Annotated in this window: 19 protein-coding genes and 1 tRNA gene; 5 read left to right on the top strand and 15 right to left on the bottom strand. The window is 62.4% G+C overall.

Features of this window, described 5'->3' with window-relative positions:
* Positions 1 to 149: 149 nt before the first annotated feature.
* Positions 150 to 467, top strand: a complete 318-nt coding sequence (locus ARTH_RS06900) for a hypothetical protein (protein ID WP_156810636.1) — start codon at positions 150 to 152, stop codon at positions 465 to 467.
* Positions 468 to 785: 318 nt separating this feature from the next.
* Here ARTH_RS06900 and ARTH_RS06895 read toward each other — a convergent pair whose 3' ends face one another.
* Together ARTH_RS06895 and ARTH_RS06890 are read right to left on the bottom strand one after the other, a co-directional pair.
* On the bottom strand, positions 786 to 1,151 hold the full coding sequence (locus ARTH_RS06895; protein WP_011691218.1) for a type II toxin-antitoxin system RelE family toxin: 366 nt from the start codon (positions 1,149 to 1,151) through the stop codon (positions 786 to 788).
* A 9-nt stretch (positions 1,152 to 1,160) separates the two neighbouring features.
* Positions 1,161 to 1,460 (bottom strand): hypothetical protein, encoded by a 300-nt coding sequence (locus ARTH_RS06890; RefSeq protein ID WP_043429580.1) that lies wholly within the window; start codon positions 1,458 to 1,460, stop codon positions 1,161 to 1,163.
* 259 nt (positions 1,461 to 1,719) lie between these two features.
* Between ARTH_RS06890 and ARTH_RS06885 the strand changes: the two genes are divergently transcribed.
* Positions 1,720 to 1,926 (top strand): hypothetical protein, encoded by a 207-nt coding sequence (locus tag ARTH_RS06885; RefSeq protein WP_011694001.1) that lies wholly within the window; start codon positions 1,720 to 1,722, stop codon positions 1,924 to 1,926.
* Between the two features lie 43 nt (positions 1,927 to 1,969).
* Here the strand turns inward: ARTH_RS06885 and ARTH_RS06880 are convergent, their stop codons facing one another.
* The 8 genes from ARTH_RS06880 to ARTH_RS23790 all read right to left on the bottom strand — a co-directional run bounded on the left by ARTH_RS06880 (position 1,970) and on the right by ARTH_RS23790 (position 6,643).
* Positions 1,970 to 2,275, bottom strand: coding sequence for a hypothetical protein (locus ARTH_RS06880; RefSeq protein ID WP_011691216.1), 306 nt, complete (start codon positions 2,273 to 2,275; stop codon positions 1,970 to 1,972).
* Positions 2,276 to 2,277: 2 nt separating this feature from the next.
* Positions 2,278 to 2,943 (bottom strand): hypothetical protein, encoded by a 666-nt coding sequence (locus tag ARTH_RS06875; RefSeq protein ID WP_011691215.1) that lies wholly within the window; start codon positions 2,941 to 2,943, stop codon positions 2,278 to 2,280.
* A gap of 22 nt (positions 2,944 to 2,965) precedes the next feature.
* Positions 2,966 to 3,475, bottom strand: coding sequence for a hypothetical protein (locus tag ARTH_RS06870; protein WP_011691214.1), 510 nt, complete (start codon positions 3,473 to 3,475; stop codon positions 2,966 to 2,968).
* Between the two features lie 288 nt (positions 3,476 to 3,763).
* Positions 3,764 to 4,090, bottom strand: a complete 327-nt coding sequence (locus ARTH_RS06865) for a helix-turn-helix domain-containing protein (RefSeq protein WP_156810635.1) — start codon at positions 4,088 to 4,090, stop codon at positions 3,764 to 3,766.
* Positions 4,091 to 4,203: 113 nt separating this feature from the next.
* The gene (locus ARTH_RS06860; protein ID WP_083812675.1) at positions 4,204 to 4,644 is read right to left on the bottom strand and encodes a hypothetical protein; all 441 of its coding nucleotides are present in this window, start codon (positions 4,642 to 4,644) and stop codon (positions 4,204 to 4,206) included.
* A 146-nt stretch (positions 4,645 to 4,790) separates the two neighbouring features.
* On the bottom strand, positions 4,791 to 4,940 hold the full coding sequence (locus ARTH_RS23795) for a hypothetical protein (RefSeq protein ID WP_156810634.1): 150 nt from the start codon (positions 4,938 to 4,940) through the stop codon (positions 4,791 to 4,793).
* Positions 4,937 to 6,199, bottom strand: a complete 1,263-nt coding sequence (locus tag ARTH_RS06855) for a hypothetical protein (RefSeq protein WP_011691211.1) — start codon at positions 6,197 to 6,199, stop codon at positions 4,937 to 4,939. Before ARTH_RS06855 ends, ARTH_RS23795 begins: the two co-directional genes overlap by 4 nt.
* A gap of 126 nt (positions 6,200 to 6,325) precedes the next feature.
* Positions 6,326 to 6,643 (bottom strand): hypothetical protein, encoded by a 318-nt coding sequence (locus ARTH_RS23790; protein WP_156810633.1) that lies wholly within the window; start codon positions 6,641 to 6,643, stop codon positions 6,326 to 6,328.
* Between the two features lie 600 nt (positions 6,644 to 7,243).
* On the opposite strand from ARTH_RS23790, the gene ARTH_RS23080 reads away from it, so the two are divergent.
* From ARTH_RS23080 to ARTH_RS06835, 3 genes are all read left to right on the top strand, one after another.
* Positions 7,244 to 7,909, top strand: coding sequence for a helix-turn-helix domain-containing protein (locus ARTH_RS23080; protein WP_011691209.1), 666 nt, complete (start codon positions 7,244 to 7,246; stop codon positions 7,907 to 7,909).
* 70 nt (positions 7,910 to 7,979) lie between these two features.
* Entirely contained in the window at positions 7,980 to 9,092 is a 1,113-nt protein-coding gene (locus ARTH_RS06840) for a tyrosine-type recombinase/integrase (RefSeq protein WP_052309651.1), read from the top strand.
* Positions 9,089 to 9,724 (top strand): hypothetical protein, encoded by a 636-nt coding sequence (locus ARTH_RS06835; RefSeq protein ID WP_011691207.1) that lies wholly within the window; start codon positions 9,089 to 9,091, stop codon positions 9,722 to 9,724. The genes ARTH_RS06840 and ARTH_RS06835 overlap by 4 nt, the downstream gene beginning before the upstream one ends.
* A gap of 92 nt (positions 9,725 to 9,816) precedes the next feature.
* Here ARTH_RS06835 and ARTH_RS06830 read toward each other — a convergent pair.
* From ARTH_RS06830 to ARTH_RS06810, 5 genes are all read right to left on the bottom strand, one after another.
* Positions 9,817 to 9,890 (bottom strand) — tRNA-Ile (locus ARTH_RS06830).
* A gap of 132 nt (positions 9,891 to 10,022) precedes the next feature.
* Positions 10,023 to 11,219, bottom strand: coding sequence for a glycosyltransferase (locus ARTH_RS06825; RefSeq protein ID WP_011691206.1), 1,197 nt, complete (start codon positions 11,217 to 11,219; stop codon positions 10,023 to 10,025).
* A gap of 108 nt (positions 11,220 to 11,327) precedes the next feature.
* Positions 11,328 to 12,233: a DMT family transporter gene (locus ARTH_RS06820; RefSeq protein ID WP_011691205.1), complete on the bottom strand. Its 906-nt coding sequence runs from the start codon at positions 12,231 to 12,233 to the stop codon at positions 11,328 to 11,330.
* Positions 12,233 to 12,856, bottom strand: a complete 624-nt coding sequence (locus ARTH_RS06815) for a CDP-alcohol phosphatidyltransferase family protein (RefSeq protein WP_011691204.1) — start codon at positions 12,854 to 12,856, stop codon at positions 12,233 to 12,235. The genes ARTH_RS06820 and ARTH_RS06815 overlap by 1 nt, the downstream gene beginning before the upstream one ends.
* Before the next feature lie 51 nt (positions 12,857 to 12,907).
* Positions 12,908 to 13,765, bottom strand: a complete 858-nt coding sequence (locus ARTH_RS06810; protein WP_043429575.1) for a phage holin family protein — start codon at positions 13,763 to 13,765, stop codon at positions 12,908 to 12,910.
* Positions 13,766 to 13,849 lie beyond the last annotated feature (84 nt).

Genomic DNA, 13,849 nt, shown 5'->3' with positions numbered 1-13,849 from the left:
CGGGCAGCTACAGTTGCCTCTAGTCGAATTGGGGGAACATGGAAGGCAAAGATTTGTGGCCGCTACTCATCTCGTGCGCGGCCTTAGCTGTCAGCGCCTGGGTTGCCGTGAGGGCAGAGTGGATACGTCCGCGTGCTGATTGGCGTCTCATGGTGCGGTTCGAGGCTGCTCTCATAAACATTGGCTCCGCGCCGGCAACGGACATTGAAGTTTTCCCCGTCGTGGTATCGACCAGCGGCCAGAAGACCCTGACCGGGACGACTGTTCGAGCTGGCGAGCACGCCGATCTGTTTATCAACTTCCCTTTGTCGTACAACGGCGGAACGGGTCGCGAGTCATATGGTCCGAACTTTGATTCTGAGGGGTCTCAGCTGGTCGTCACCTACAGGGACACGCCCAGGGGGAGGAAGCTAAAGAAGAAGATCCTACAGATCCCCGAGTACATGAACAGACCGCCCAGGATATGAGGCAAAGTAAAACCCCCACGCGAGTCGGGGGCGACTCAAGCGTGGGAGCCCTTGGCTGCCCCGCAAATGGGGGAATGCGGAGACGCCGGAACCAACCGTACGCGCCAAAGCTGGAAAAGCCGAAACGGAAAGACCGAGACGTTTCCCAGCTTCGGCGCGTACGTTCCTGCATAGCCACAGTCGTATGGATGCCCCCTCGCGGCCGCGGCAGGCGGCCCGCCCGGTTCTATTGGGGGCTGGCCCGGGCCGCCACCCACCAACAACGAAAAGCCCCGTCCACCAAAGTGAACGGGGCAATTTCAGTAAGGGAGGGATTGGTTATGGGCTCTTGAACGCCATCGTGATCACTTCCGTGATCTGTTCCTTCAATGGCATATCAGTCTGCATCTTCAGCCGGGCCATTGCGATTTCGTACACCTCGTCATCGGCTCTCTTGCCGATGACCCAAACGACGCAAACGGATCCGTCATCCTCGACGCGGTAGACAATGCGCCAGTCCCTGTCTCCAACGACGAGCTTGCGGAGGCCAGTCAGGTTGCCAGTTTTCTTGCTGCCTAGCGGCTGGCCCCTAAGCTCTGGCTGGTCCTCCAGTTTCAAGATCGCTTTCAGCACGATCTTCTTCGCAGACCCGTCCAGGTCGCGCAGATCCTCTTTTGCGTCGTCAGTCAGATGAACTTTCGCCATTTCCCCGCGTTATTCCCCTCTAAGCTCGTCCAGGTCAATGCCGAATTCGGCGGCCACGTCTTCCAAGCTGTGGCGTCTGCCGTCATCGGTGACGAGTCGCACTAGAGAAGCTGTCATAAGCTTTAGGTCGTCTTCCAGCTCATCTATGTGAGCAAGACGCTCGGCGGACTCCATGTCGATCACGGCCGCCGTAGGTTTGTTGTCCTTGAGGATGACGTGAGTTGTGCCGGAGGCGGCTGAACTGATGAAGCGTGAAGCGTATCGGCTGAACTCGGTAACGCTGACTAAATTCCTTGTATCGGTTCGCATGATTGTGATCCCTTTCACCCGTACAGGCGATTCACACCTGCCGTAGGCCAAACTATACGCATAGTTCTACGTAGAATTCTACAGCAAACTTCATGTACCCTTCATCCTTCCACCTGCACCTGGGCCACGGCCCACACATGCGGTGCGGGCCACTTCAGTTAGGGAAACCAAACCCCATCAAATATCTTCCCAATCAGTACAGTGATTCTGGACCGGGATGCAGTCGGCTTGCCGGCCAGCGATGAGAAGGGGGCCATCTATGGCCGATTACACCTACGTTGAGTTTGACGACGAAGAGGCAAAGAAGCACGACAAAGCGCTGCTGGCGGCTCAGATCCACTTGCTAGAGACCATCCCGAAAATCAATGTCAATGCACCGGGTGGCCAAACCGTTCGCAATTTCGCCGAGGCCTATGCGTTCTTGCGTGGTGCCGCCGTACAGGCGGGAGAAGCCGACAGCGTCTAGCCGCAATACGGGGTCCCGCACCGTACAGATGGTGCGGGACCCCTCACTTAGGGAACTTAGCGCCGTCAAAATCCATTGAATTTGTGTCTGCTAAGTCGGGATTCTCAGGGTCATGCTGCGCGGGACCTTGCTGGCTTGGGCTCTGCGGGATCTCGGCGCCGGCTTCCACCGCCCGGTCCACCGAATACCCACCGCTTTCGGTGACCGCCGGCTGGGTCCAAGCCTTGACTGCACCGTCCAGGAATGCCCGGTGCGCCGGTGTCGCGTCGAGTTCGCCGGCGTCGATCTTGCGGATGTCCTCTGCCAGCCGCGCTGCAGCTGCTTGGAACGCTTCTTGCAGGTTCGCCATGGTCATGCCCCCACGAAGTAGACGCCGGCGTCACGGGCGGCAGTGAGTGACTGCGGGATCTCGATCCCCTCGCCCGGGATGGTGAGGCCGTTGTCCTGGATTGAAGTTCCCAGCTCGGCGTTCAGCACGTGGATGTCGTGCGTGATTGTCCCGGACTTGATGAAGTAGCGGATCAGGGCAGCCCGGGTGTGATGCTCCTTAGCCGCCTTGTCGAGGCGTTCGCTGCGGGGCAACGCCAAGTTGATTCCACTGGTGCCGACGTACACGCCGGTAGGACGGTAGTCTGCGTCCTCGAGTTCGTTGAGCTGGTTCACGAGCGCGGCTACCTTTGCCCGGTGAGCGGTGGCTTCCTTCGTGGCCGAGGCTGCTTGCTTCTCCTCTTCGCGGGCTTCCACCTCGAGCGCTTCCCGGTACGCCGTGGCGTGCTTGCGGCGTGCTTCCTCGGCCGCCTGGTCAAAGGCTCGGGCCCGTCGTTCGTTTGCCTGGATGTTCAGGGTGATGCGTTCGGCGGCTGACTCGTCCTCGAGGATAGCGGCGCCGGATTCGGTGTCGAGGCGGATCGCCTCAGCGCGTGCTGCTGAAGCCTTCTCCTCCCATTCCACGACGACGGATCCTGCTTTGGTGACGGCTGCGTGTGCCTGCTCAATGGTCTTGCTGAAAAGTGCCATGCTGGTCTGCTCCTGGGGGTGATTACTTGTGGACGGCGGTGATGCGGCCGGAACCTATTTCGGTGACCCGGACCGGCGCCCGCCGGGAGGCTGCTTCCTGTTGAGGGCGCTTCGGGCCTGTGGCCGCGGCCGGCTTCGGGCGTTTGGTGGTTTGCTCCTCTTTGCGGCCGATGATGCCTGCGAGCTTCGTGACGATGCGTGCCACGGATTCCTGACGGTTGATCTCGTAGGGGCTGGCCTTGGCCGCCTCGGTGTAGGCCTCCGCGGCGATCTGTGTGGCTTCGGATTCGGCGGCGTAGATGCCCTTGGTGGCGTCCGCCCGCATGATCGCTTGGGCGAGTCCTTTGGTGGCTGTCTCGGCGGCTTCCTTGGCGGCCCAGATGGCCACAGACTCGAAGGCGTCGCCGCGGCGCTGGGCTGAGCCGGTTTCGCGGGCCGCAGCGGACGGGGAGCGCCCGGAGGCCTCGGCAACGGCGGTGTCACGTGCGTGCTCTCCTCGGAGTGCCGCGAGGATGTCTCTGTCGGTGGTCATTGCGGGCCCTCCCTGGGCGGTGATTTGGCGTGTCTGTCCGGTGACGCCCGGCCCCGCCTTCCACCGGCGGGGACCGGACGCCGTTTCCGGCCGGAGTTCCCGAAGGAACCATCCGTGATGAGCTTCCCGCGTCGGCATCGTTTGCGGTTTCCGCGCTTCCGGGAGCGGAAACGGGGGCGATTACTGGTGGGTAAACGGTGGATACGCGAACGGGACGCCCCCCGTGGAGCGCCCCGTTCATTGTGTTCTAGGCGATTCTGATATCAGCGGCCTGCGAATGGCCTCTTATCAGGCAGCCTTCCGGCGGATGGTTTCTGCTGTCTGATAGTCCTGGACGCTCTCGGCCGAGATGAGCCACATGTTGCCCACCTTGATGCCCTCGAGCCTGCCGGCGGCCACCAGCTGCCCCACGCGCCGGGGAACGACTCCCAGGGCATTGGCCACCCGCTCAGACGTCCATCGCTCGGCACCGTCCGCCGCGTCCTGCTCCACTGAACCGGCCTGCGGCCCGGGGTCTACCCGCATAGTCCCTTCGTTGTTCTCACTCCAGTAGATCCCCGCCGCTCGCAATGCGTCATAGGTCTGGAGCATTTCCCGCCGGGGCTCGGGATCCATCTTCTGGATGCTGTCCAGGAATCGCGTTCGCTCCAGAAAGGAAACGAGGACCCAAGCACTGACGCCGCCAACGTGTGCGCCAAGTCCGCTAAACCGCGGTGGCCTGTAGCCGCTCACCCTGCCAGCCTCCGGAGTTCTTCAGGTGCGGCGACCTGGGCCATTGCCCACTGCTCGGGGGTCAATGCGATGCGGTGGAAGATCGCCAACATAACGGCGTGGACCATCTGACCCTCCTGTTCTGCCATCTTGACCCTGCGCTCCTCCACACCAGCCCTGAGAGCCCTGGCGGCGTAGTCAGCGAGCTGATCCTCCGCCTGCCGCAGAAGGGTCCACCAGACCGACGGTGATGCCTTTTCCGTGACCTTGTCGATGGGGCCTTCCGGCCCAATACCGACGTCCGTCTGAGCAATCCCCCACGTCAACTCGTTGTGGGGAAGATCCTGGACGCGGGCGCGAAGCCACTTCACCTCTCCGTACTTCCAGCCGATGAGCTGCAGCAAGGCCTCGGAAGGATCAACGGCCTCCGGCTGGCCCAGGTTGGCCAGCTGCTTCATGGCATCCTCCTCCTGGACGCGACGGGCAGCTGCCGCCCTAGCTACGCTTGATGCGCCACCGTGGACTCTGCAGACGTTCCCGCCAGCAATGGGTGAGCGTCGACACCGTTCACCGGTTCCCTTTGCCTTTGCCGTGCATGTGGCCTTCATGAGGTCACCATGCTTACGTTGCCTTCATGAGGTTGCGCCTCGGGGCAGTTGACATGGTGTTCTGTTTCGATGGTCCAGCTCAGGCCGGCTTGGTTGGTGAGGATTTCGTTGGGGAGGCAGCATGAGGCTGCTTGGTTGGTTGTCATGCTGATTCCTGTTCTGGGGCTTCGAGTTCTCGGGGTGGGTTGCACCACTGGTATTGCCGGGGGACGGTGTTGCCGTTCGCTGCGTCCATCTGTGCCTGCAGGCGATAACCGCCGGAGATGGTGTTTTGCATCTTCTGCGAAAGCGTGAGCTTGCCTTGGCGGTGGTAGGCCGGATCCCACGGCGAGAGCTTGCCGGTTGACGCCTTGGTTTTGGCCTCTTCGAGCCGTTGTCCGTTCCGGACGGCCCGCTGCTCTTTCTTCCAGTCGATTTCTTCGGAGACGCTGAGGCCTGCCGGCGGCGGCCCGGGAGTCCAGTAGTCCTTGCCGAGGATCGCTTCGACGTCGAGCTCCCCCACATGGTCTGGGTCGTCGGCCCAGCACTCCTGATTCAGCCAGGTGGCTGGAGCCTTGGTGAACTGCGGGTCCTGCCCTTGACGCTCGGCTGCGTATCGTCTGGCGCCGGCGAGGAGTTCCCCAAGAGTGGCGCCGTTCTTCCGTGCCTTGGTGTAGGAGTTCACAGCCGCTCCCCTACCTGAATGCTTGGGATAGATGGCGTACCAGTCCTGGAAGTCCTCAGCTATTTGTTTGGCAAGAGCGGCCTTGGACAGGGGTGGTTCTTCCGTAGGGAGATCAATTTCTATTTCTCCCTGCCTCGGATCACGCGCCTGCGCGTCAGCTTCGGCGACGGAGAGTGACTGATGTTCTTTGTTCTGGTCTTTGTTGTGGTGTTCATGTTGTGGTGGGTGTTCATGGGTGACCGGTTCTTCTGCCCATATGACCGGTAGTTCTTCACTGGTGACCGGTAGTTCTTCTGATATGACCGGTAGTTCTGCGGAACTAGGTGTCATGGGTGGGCGGTTGTTCGCAGAAGTACCGGTCACTGGTGCGCCGTAGTTCTGTTCGTCCTGGTCCAGCATCGGAATAGCCTCGAGGAGATCAGACGGGACACTCAGCCGGTACTCGCTGGCGAAGGATCCGAGGTGGCCCCGGCCGAATGACCGACCCTTGACGACCATGTCCAGCATGCCGATGTCCTCGAGCTCCGTCTGGCCTCGGCGGACCGTGCTGATGCTCGTGCCGATGACTGCTGCGAGCCTGCTCTGCCCTGGACGTACCCGGCCGCCGTCGGCATCGGCATAGGTTGCCATGGTGAATCCGACGAGCTTCACGCTCGGGGCGCTGACCTGTATGCGGCGCAGGATGCGTTCCCATTCGAACCGCCCAATCGGTTCGCGGGTGAAATCGCGGTCCTGGTCCAAAGGGTGCCCTTCCTCTCCGTTAGTTCTGGTCTTTGTCGATGGTGCAGTTCGGCTGCACGGTCTTGAGGGCGACTTTGCCGGCCTTCGCCGGCGTCGCCGCAGCGAGGTCAGACGACTCCCGTGTGCTCAAAGTTCGATCACGGCTGCCGCTGCGAGGTATATGGCTCCGGGCCCGTTGTACTTCGGATTCATTGCCACAGCGAGCGCCACGTGAGCGAGTTCCGGGAAGCTCTGCTTGTTCCGGGCGTCCCACAGGTTCGCTAGGATCCGGTCAATGGGCCATCCGGGACGGAAGCTGGCGACCATTCCGGCGAGGTTCTGCCAATGATGACGCTCAAGCTCCGGGTTGGTTGCCGTCGCGTAGGGGTTAGCTACCGGCAGGCACTGCTCATCTGCAGGTACTGGCCGTACTGACGTGCCAGGTGAGATAGTGGTCGTGAACATGTTCGGATTCCTTCTGCTGGTTGGTTTTCGATCGACGGTCCTGCAGGGTGGTGCCTGCGGGACCGTTATTTTTTTGCCCGGCAGACCGGGCCTTCGACTTGTGTCATGCTCTTCGCCGCGGATAGTGGGGCGCCGCAGGTTTTGCAGCGAACAGTCAGCACGAGTTCCAGATCTTTGGCTTCCGCTTGGATGCGGACTAGCCGGTCCAGCTTCTTCTGCTGCTCTGGGGTGAGGGCCATTGCGCCGGTCACGCCGCCCCGTCAGCGTGGACTTGAGATTCTTCCCACGCCAAGCAATCGGCGAGGCGGTACCGGACGTATTTTCCGCAAACGAAACCTCTGGGGCCGTAACCCATGTGCCGCCATTTCCTAACTGTGGCGACCGGAACGCTGTACCTCTCTGCAATGTCTTTTGTTGCAAGAATCCCGTGCCCTGCATTTGCCTGCGCTTGGTCAATCGCCGTAGTCATACTTCCTCCTCCGTCATGCCACATGACGCTTTCTGATATCTTCGTCAGTTTGCCTGACGAGCCAAGCGTTGCACAGATTTCAATGCTTAGCAACTAGTAACTGACGAAAAACTGAGATATCGTCATGAACTATGACAAACGCTAGTGGCGACGAATGGATGAAGAGGCAAGCGCAGGCGCTTGGGGGCAGGGTGCGCAAGGTGAGGTCGGCCGCCGGAATGTCGGTTCAGGCCGTGGCGGATACATGCACCAACGAAATCGGCTACAAACTGCTCCGTACAACGCTCGCCAACCTTGAAAGTGGGTCCAGGCGAAACATCACTATTGCGGAGATCTCCGCAATAGCCGCAGCTCTGCGCGTTCCGCCGGCCGCGTTACTGTTCCCAGTAGATGAACCGGGACCAGTAGAGGTACTGCCAGGGGACTACCGATCCCCCTTTGCCGGATGGCTTTGGTTCACCGACGCTGCCTTGGCAATCGACATGGGGCTGGCATGGGACGCCACCGACCCGTATATGACCTTTATCGAGCACCTCCAAGCAAACATCGGACTGGCAAAGTCGGAAGCCGCCTGGACGGTGATATCGAGAGTCATTGAAAAGATGACTGCCATGGATATGGAAGGGATGGAACCGGTGATCGATCAGACGCGGCGGCAGCGAACCAAGATAGCGCAGGAGGCCAGGCCCTCATTCGATTTCCTGACGGAGAAGCAACTCCCCATCCCAAAGCTGTCTCCAGACTTAGAGGAAGCCATTCGAAGCGTCACTCCAGGCGCCGGGCTAGACCATGCCTAGGCCACCGCTGCAGATCGGCACATGGGGGAAAATCAGCAGAGACGAGGTAACGCCAGGCGTGTGGCGGGCCATGGCAAGGTTCCGGGACTTCGACGGGATAACCCGGAAGGTGGAGGCCCGAGCCACGGCCACGTCCAAGGCCGACAGAGGTGGCAAAGCCGAGCGGCTGCTGATCGCGGCCCTGACAGATCGGGCGATGCCGGCCGGCGAGGACATCACCGGCGACATGCGGATCACCAAACTGGCCGTGGTCTGGTGGGCCGAATTCGAGGACACTGACAGGGCGCTGAACACCCGCCGGCGGTACCGGGACATCATGGACAACTACGTCTGCCCGGGCGTCGGCGGCCTCCGGATCCGGGAAGCGACCGTTTCCACCCTGGACCGTTTCCTGAAGACGATGCGGACCAAGCACGGGAACGCCACGGCGAAGCTCTGCAAGACGGTCCTGTCCGGCATGCTGGGCCTGGCAGCACGCCACGGAGCACTCGACGGGAACCCGCTGCGTGACGTCGCCGCCATCCCCACCAATCACAAAGAGGTCCGGGCCCTCACGGTGGCCGAGGTGGGCGCGCTGCGGGCTGGCCTACGGCAGTGGGAGGCCAGCAAGAAGCAGGCCGGCCGCTACCCGACCGTGGACATGCTCGACGTCGTCGACATCATGCTTGCCACAGGTGCGCGTATCGGCGAAGCGCTGGCCATCCGCTGGAAAGACATCGACTTGAAGTCCGCGAAACCGACAGTCACGGTGAACGGAACGATCGTCTACATGCCAGGACAGGGACTAACCATCCAGGACCACCCTAAGAGCGCCCATTCTCGCCAAAGGTACTTCCTACCCGCTTTCGCCGTAGAAATGCTCCTGAGGCGGCAAATTGGGCAGATGGAAGCCAATCCGTGGGACGTCGTGTTCCCTTCGGCCGTCGGTTCACTCCGGGATCCCAACAATTTCCGGAAGCAGTGGCGCTCCGCCCGTGACGATCTCGGATTCCAGTGGGTCACACCTCACACATTTCGGAAAACCGTGGGAACCCTGCTCGAGGCGTCCTCCGGGATGGCCAGCGCATCAGCCCAGCTCGGCCACTCCAGCGAGAACGTCACACGGAAGCACTACGTGCAGAAGACACACGAGGCCCCGGACAACACGGTGCTCCTCGAGGCGTTCGGAATGGTTCAAGAGTGAGGGGCATTGCCTCCGTCGCAGCTGACGCGGCCGCAGCTGCCCCTGCATGGAGCCTTGGCACCGTCCTGGCGACGGCTGCTGCCGGCGCTGTCGTGGCACTCCTGGTTGATTTCTTCCTCAAGCCACGGCTGCAGGTCCGCAATGAAAAGTTCTCCCAACGCGCCAAGGACCAGCTGGAACTCCTGCGCGTGGTGCGGGCCATCATGATCCAGAGTCGCTTGGGCATTATGGAAGCGACGCGGGAGGACCTACCCGAGGATGTCCGGATGCAAGTCGCTGCCGCGATCGAGCTCCACAACGAATCGAAGCTCGACAAACTCCGCGCCCTCTCCGTGGAACTCGAAGAGGCCTATGCGGTGGGCGGGCCACATCTACCCCCGCCGGTTGTTCGATTGGTAGAGCACGCCGGCGGAATCTTGCAGGGCCTTCTGCTCGCCGGCGTAGGCATGGAAACAATAGAGCGGCGCGTGGTTCCCTACTTCAAACTTCTCTATGACGTCCTGATGACTTCCCGGTTCCAAGCATTCGCGTACAGATCACGGATCAAGTGGGTTACGAGAGTTGTCGAAACCGGCGACTCGGTGAGGCATCTGGCCGTGCTGCGCGCCTATGGACTGGCTGCTCAAAAGTGATAGCGGTGGGTTTCCGGTGGATTGCTACCTGAGAACTCCAAAATGAAAGAGCCCCTGACCAGCGTTTCCGCAGGTCAGGGGCTCTTTTCGCGTAGGGCTACTCGGACTTGAACCGAGGACCTTAGGATTATGAGTCCCGCGCTCTAACCAGCTGAGCTATAGCCCCGTGCGCCCGCGGACGGCCGGCTCCGCAGGGAGCCTCGGCACATCCGGGGCAAAAACACTCTAGCAATAGTATTCGCCTGTTACGCGCACCAGCACCCCGGCGCCGGCGGCATTGGCTGGCACGGCGTGGGAATTACACCACTTTGTCGTCGTAGGTGGCCCCGCGGTAGAGGTCTTCAAACGTCTGCAGCGTCCCCTGGATGCTGTGCGGCTCCACCATGCAGCGGCTGGCCTTGCCCATCGCGGCGAGCTCCTCGGCCGGAAGCTGCAGCACCCGGGTGATCTTGGCGGCGAGGTCGTCGCTGTCATTCGGGGTGAAGAGGTAGCCGTTTTCGCCGTCGCGCACCAGGTGCGGCAGCGCCATCGCATCCGCCAGCAGCACCGGGGTGGAAGCGGACATGGCCTCCAACGTGACCAACGACTGGAGCTCAGCCGTTCCCGGCATGCAGAACAGGTCCGCCTTGATGTAGGCCTCCCGCAGTTCGGCATCGCTGGCCAGGCCCAGGAACTTCACCCGCGGTTCCAGTCCCAGCCGTGCCACCTGCGCTTCGAGGGCCGCACGGACCTCGCCTCCACCGACGATCTCCAGGTGGACATTCAGCTCAGCCGGGGTCTTTGCCACCGCGTCGATGAGGATGTTGACGTGCTTCTCCTCCGCCAGACGGCCGGCGAACAGCACGGTGGGATACGGGTGCCGCTCCATGACCTCGCCCTCGCGGAGTTCATAGGCGGCCGAATCAATGCCGTTGGAGAGCGGCAGGACCTTGCGAAGGAAGGCATGCTGATGCATGGCCTTGGCTGCGAGCGGCGTGGGCGTGGTGACGACGTCAGCCCGGCCCATCACCTTGCCCATGTCCTTCCAGGAGATGCGTCCCACGATGTCCTTGAACCACTGCGGAAACGGCAGGAAGGGGTTCAGGTTCTCCGGCATGAAGTGGTTGGTGGCAATGATCCGCACGCCGCGCCGCTCGGCTTCGTAGAGCACGTGTTCGCCGATCATGTAGTGGCTCTGGATGTGCACCACGTCCGGCTTGACGCGGTCAAACAGGAGGCTGATCTCCTTCTTGATCTCCCAGGGGAACGTGATGCGGAAGTACTCGTGCGTGGGCACTGAATGGGAGCGGATCCGGTGCACGGTGCCCTCAGTGCGGAACTCGGTGAAGCTTTTGCCCTTGTCCGGCCGGCACGCGAGCACATGGACATTGTGTCCGCGTGCGGTCATGCCCTTGGCCAGACGGTATCCGAATTGCGCGGCTCCGTTGACGTGGGGCGGGTAGGTGTCCGCAGCAATCAGGATGGTGAGTGGTTGCTGGCTGTCGGGCAAGGTCACGGGGAGAGCTCCTGGTGGTCACGGTGCGGTCAGCGCTGCTGTGGCGGCCGGCTGGCCCCCGGCGCTGTCGCGCCGGGACTTCTGGCGAAGTCTGGGTATCAGTCGCCCCTAGGACACACGCCCTGCGGCCTTGCGCGCGTCCTTCCTGCGCTTGGTCACTTCGGGATGGTGCCGCGAGAGGGCGATTACCCCCACGATAGCAAGGGAAGCGGCCGCCCCCATGGCAATCGCCAGCACGGCGTGGACATCCGACCGGAGTTCGCCGAGGATGGCGATGCCGATGGCGATTCCAACAATGGGGTCGATAACGGTCAGTCCCGCTATGACGAGGTCCGGCGGCCCGCCGGAGTACGCCGACTGGACAAACCACGAACCCAGCCCGCCGGCCGCCACGATGGCCACCACCGAATACCACTGCACGTTGAGCAGCGCGAGCCCGTTGGGGTCGAGCAGGTGCTTGCCGATGATGCGGGTCAGGACGGCCACGAATCCGAACAGCACCCCCGCGCCGAGAATGTAGATGAAGGCGCTCATCCGGTGCTTGAACACCAGTGCCAGCGTGCCGAAGACGCCCACCGCGAGGGCGAGCAGCAGCACGATGGTGAGTTCGTCGTCGAAACTCACATGGTGGTTTTCCTGCGTCACGTTGACCGCCAGCAGGACGAACATCGCCGAGCCGGTGACGCACGCCGAGATGGCCACCACCGTGGCCCGGTTGATGCTCAGGCCCTGGTCCTTGGCGTTGACGATTGTGGTGATGACCAGGGCAATGGCTCCGATCGGCTGCACCACCGTCAGCGGCGCCGACACGAGGGCGACGGCGTTCATCGCCATGCCGGCGCATAGCAGCAGGAGCCCGAAGACCCAGCGCGGATTGCGGATGAGGCGAAGGAAGCCGTGCGTGCTAAGCGCAAGGCCGCCCGTATCCGCTTTCACCGCGCTGCCTTGGCGCTGCGCGCCGATGGCCAGGCAAAAGGCGCCCAGCACCGCCAGGAAAACGGCGAGCCACACCATCAGCCGCGTCCGCCGTCGTTCGCGGCCTTGAGCCTGCCCTTACGGATGATGGCCCGGAAATAGTTGTAGGCGGCCACCCAGTGGCCGATCAGCCCGAGGCCGAGGAAGATCCACGCCGCTACGAAGTAGATTTCGGTCAGCGGGATGGGCAGCTTGGCCAGCACCAGCAGCGGGGTGCCCACGAGGAGGAGCGCGGTGCGGACCTTTCCGATCCGGCTGACGGGCAGATCCGGGTGGCTGTGGAAGTAGTACAGCGAAACGGCCATCAGGATGGCATCGGGAACCACCAGCGCCGTCAGGTACCACCACTCCACGACGCCGGCGATCACCAGGGTGATGGCGACGGCAATGAGGGCCATCCGGTCAGCCACCGGATCCATGATCCGGCCCAGCCTGGACGTCTGGTTGAAGCGACGGGCGATGTACCCGTCCACCCAGTCCGTGCTGCCCATGATCACCAGTACGATCGTGGCGAGGGCATACTCTTTCTGCCACAGGACAAGCCAGATGAACAGCGGCACGCCCATGAACCGGACCACCGTCAGGATGTTGGGGATGGTGAAGACGGCATCGCTGTCCACGTGCCGCTGGCCCGGACGTGCGCCCGCGTTGATGAACTTCATCCCTAACCTCCTTCCCTTCCCGCTTCGACTGCCTGGGTGGTGCCGGCGACGCTAGCCTTTGAGGAGCTTGCGGAGGAGGACTACAAGGACGGCGGCCGACGCCGCCAGTGCAGCCAGCGGCTTCCAGCGCACTCCGGCCTGGCTCTCGCCTGCACGGTTGAGCAGGTTGGCTGCCGAGCGGCTGAGGGTTTCTGCCTGGTGGCCGACCCGCACCTTGCCTGATTTCAGCCCGGCTTCGGCTGCGCCCAGCAGGAGTTGCGCCTGGGTCTTGAGGTCGAGTTCCTCGCCCAGCTCGTCGCGGACGCCCGTCAGGTGCCGGCGGCGCTTGTCCAGCCGGCTCCGCAGTTCGGCTTCCGTGGGGGCGGGCACGTCAACCTTTTCAGCAGCGGCCTTGGCCTCCTTCTCCGCCTTTTCCTGAGCCGCCTTCGCTTCCTTGGCGGCCTTGGCGGCCTTCGCCTGCTCGGAGGTGGGATCCAGGACAGCAGGGTTGAATTCCGAGCCTTCCTTCACGATGCCGAGATCGTGCTTGAGTCCGCGGATCGTGTCCTCGGGCACAAGCGGCATGGCTTTCTTGAATTTGCTCATGCCGATAAGCGCGCCGATGAGGGCGATGACGAGGAAGACGGCGCATACGAGCAGGGCAGCCAGCCAGGCGGGCATGATGGTGGCAAGCCCCATAATGGCCGCAACGATGAGTCCGGTGACGAGGAAGGCGACAAACACCAGTGCGACGGCCAGGAACGCTGCAGCCACCCCGACCTGGATGCCCTTGCGCTTCAGCTCGATCTTCGCGAGGGCGATTTCGTCGTTGAGCTGCCGTGGCGCGAGTTTGGCAACCAGCCTCAGAGTCTTGGGCAGCGCCGCAATACTCAGTCCGCTAGTTGTCCGGCCGCTGTGTCGTCCGCTCATCGATCCCGCCTTACTGGTTCCATCTTTGATTCGGATTCCGTCGGATTCCGGGGGCCTGCGCGGCTTCACACACACCCCGTTGAC

Source organism: Arthrobacter sp. FB24, from assembly GCF_000196235.1.
Lineage (GTDB): Bacteria > Actinomycetota > Actinomycetes > Actinomycetales > Micrococcaceae > Arthrobacter.
Note: the sequence above shows the minus strand (reverse complement) of the source record. Positions and strands in the feature narration are given on the sequence as shown.

Bases quoted from the DNA above. Each gene is read 5' to 3' on its own strand.
- ARTH_RS06900 (WP_156810636.1), top strand. From the start codon at position 150: ATGGTGCGGTTCGAGGCTGCTCTCATAAACATTGGCTCCGCGCCGGCA.
- ARTH_RS06895 (WP_011691218.1), bottom strand. From the start codon at position 1,151: ATGGCGAAAGTTCATCTGACTGACGACGCAAAAGAGGATCTGCGCGAC.
- ARTH_RS06890 (WP_043429580.1), bottom strand. From the start codon at position 1,460: ATGCGAACCGATACAAGGAATTTAGTCAGCGTTACCGAGTTCAGCCGA.
- ARTH_RS06885 (WP_011694001.1), top strand. From the start codon at position 1,720: ATGGCCGATTACACCTACGTTGAGTTTGACGACGAAGAGGCAAAGAAG.
- ARTH_RS06880 (WP_011691216.1), bottom strand. From the start codon at position 2,275: ATGGCGAACCTGCAAGAAGCGTTCCAAGCAGCTGCAGCGCGGCTGGCA.
- ARTH_RS06875 (WP_011691215.1), bottom strand. From the start codon at position 2,943: ATGGCACTTTTCAGCAAGACCATTGAGCAGGCACACGCAGCCGTCACC.
- ARTH_RS06870 (WP_011691214.1), bottom strand. From the start codon at position 3,475: ATGACCACCGACAGAGACATCCTCGCGGCACTCCGAGGAGAGCACGCA.
- ARTH_RS06865 (WP_156810635.1), bottom strand. From the start codon at position 4,090: ATGGATCCCGAGCCCCGGCGGGAAATGCTCCAGACCTATGACGCATTG.
- ARTH_RS06860 (WP_083812675.1), bottom strand. From the start codon at position 4,644: ATGAAGCAGCTGGCCAACCTGGGCCAGCCGGAGGCCGTTGATCCTTCC.
- ARTH_RS23795 (WP_156810634.1), bottom strand. From the start codon at position 4,940: ATGACAACCAACCAAGCAGCCTCATGCTGCCTCCCCAACGAAATCCTC.
- ARTH_RS23790 (WP_156810633.1), bottom strand. From the start codon at position 6,643: ATGTTCACGACCACTATCTCACCTGGCACGTCAGTACGGCCAGTACCT.
- ARTH_RS23080 (WP_011691209.1), top strand. From the start codon at position 7,244: ATGACAAACGCTAGTGGCGACGAATGGATGAAGAGGCAAGCGCAGGCG.
- ARTH_RS06840 (WP_052309651.1), top strand. From the start codon at position 7,980: ATGGCAAGGTTCCGGGACTTCGACGGGATAACCCGGAAGGTGGAGGCC.
- ARTH_RS06820 (WP_011691205.1), bottom strand. From the start codon at position 12,233: ATGGTGTGGCTCGCCGTTTTCCTGGCGGTGCTGGGCGCCTTTTGCCTG.
- ARTH_RS06815 (WP_011691204.1), bottom strand. From the start codon at position 12,856: ATGAAGTTCATCAACGCGGGCGCACGTCCGGGCCAGCGGCACGTGGAC.
- ARTH_RS06810 (WP_043429575.1), bottom strand. From the start codon at position 13,765: ATGAGCGGACGACACAGCGGCCGGACAACTAGCGGACTGAGTATTGCG.